This window comes from Caldibacillus sp. 210928-DFI.2.18 (genome assembly GCF_020554505.1).
Classification (GTDB): Bacteria; Bacillota; Bacilli; order Bacillales; family Caldibacillaceae; genus Caldifermentibacillus; species Caldifermentibacillus hisashii.
Map to the genome: position 1 here is coordinate 1 of NZ_JAJCHL010000180.1, position 1,722 is coordinate 1,722.

A 1,722-nucleotide genomic window follows, 5' to 3' on the forward strand; every position below is an offset into this window, starting at 1 on the left:
ATTGCGGGGCGCTCCAGTTTGTACGTCGCTTAGCGGGCGCTCTGCGCTTTTCTTACGTTTTTCAAAAGTTAACCGGCCACCAGAAGAATCCGTCTTTTTCTAATAGCTCCTCTGCCGCTTTTGGACCCATGGAGCCAGCAGCATAATTTGGAAAATCAGCTTGTTCATTTGTCCAAACTTCTGAAATATTATCAACAAACCGCCATGATAAAGCAACTTCATCCCAATGGGTAAAATTCGTCGCATCTCCGCGCAAGCAGTCATACAACAATTTTTCGTAAGCTTCCGGTGTATTAATACCATCAATGCTTTTGGTTGAAAAATTCAGCTTCACCGGCGTAGTTCCCAGTACTTCTCCGGTCTTTTTCACATTTAAATGTAATGTAATACCTTCATCAGGTTGTACGTGGATGACAAGTAAATTTGGATTTAAAGTCGAACCGTTTTTATAATATAAATTCATCGGTATATCTTTAAATTGAACGATGATGTTGGTGGATTTCGTAGCCATCCGTTTGCCGGTTCGGATATAAAATGGAACACCTGCCCAGCGAAAATTATCAATGAGAAATTTACCGGCAACAAAAGTTTCTGTATTCGAATCTTTCGGTACATTCGGTTCATCACGATAAGCCGGAACCTTTGTGCCATTCATGATCCCTTCTCCATATTGTCCCCTGACAAAATAGTCATGGACTGCTTCTCCTTCCACTGGTCGCAATGCCCGTAACACTTTCACCTTTTCACTGCGGATTTCATCGGTGGTCAACCGGATTGGCGGTTCCATGGCAAGAAGAGAGACGATTTGTAACATATGGTTTTGTACCATATCCCGAATGGCCCCGCTTTTATCATAGTATCTTGCCCGTTCTTCCACGCCGAGAGTTTCGCTGGAAGTCACTTGAATATTAGATATATAACGATTGTTCCATAAAGGTTCAAAAATAGCATTGGCAAATCGGATGACTTCGATATTTTGTACCATTTCTTTTCCTAAATAATGGTCGATCCGATAAACTTCATCTTCTTTAAAAGCCGAGCGTATCCGTTTATTAAGTTCAATCGCTGAAGCTAAGTCATGCCCAAATGGTTTTTCAATGACCAATCGTTTAAAACCGTTCGTATTAGTCAACCCGTCTTCCCTTAAATGCTCAGCAACCGTACCAAAGAACTCAGGCGACATCGCTAAATAAAAAATTCGATTTCCTTCCAGTTGATAAGTATGATCAAGCCGGTCCACCAGTTCTTTTAATTGCTTGTACGATTCTGAATCATTGATATCATGCGATTGATAATAGAAGTGGGAGATAAACTCTTCCAAATTGTCCGCCTTTTCGCCAAAAGTAGTGACGGAATCTCTCACCCAATTACGAAATTCGCCGTCATCCTTTAAACGTCTCGCTACACCTACGACGGCAAAACGATTCGATAAATTCCCTTTACGAAAAAGGTTATATAGTGAAGGATATAATTTTCTTTTCGCCAAATCACCGGTTGCACCAAAAAGTAAAATTAATGATGAAGGATTTTCTCTTGTTTTCATTTTTACCCTCGCTTTATGTGTACTTATTAACATATATTAAAATTTTACTCGTAACAAGAAAAAATGGCAAATTTTGAAAACGGCTGATTGGATAAATTCCACAATCTTGTTTTCATTTGTTGATCGCATATTCCGCACGTAAATTTTTTACATTTTTTATTTTTTAAAGGAATTTTCCT

Annotated in this window: 1 protein-coding gene; it reads right to left on the reverse strand. The window is 39.2% G+C overall.

Annotation, left to right across the window (positions count from 1 at the left end):
* Positions 1-61: 61 nt before the first annotated feature.
* Positions 62-1,543 carry a glucose-6-phosphate dehydrogenase gene (zwf, locus tag LIZ98_RS17390; protein WP_227140395.1) on the reverse strand — a complete coding sequence of 494 codons (1,482 nt, stop codon included), beginning with the start codon at positions 1,541-1,543 and terminating at the stop codon, positions 62-64.
* Positions 1,544-1,722: the final 179 nt, after the last annotated feature.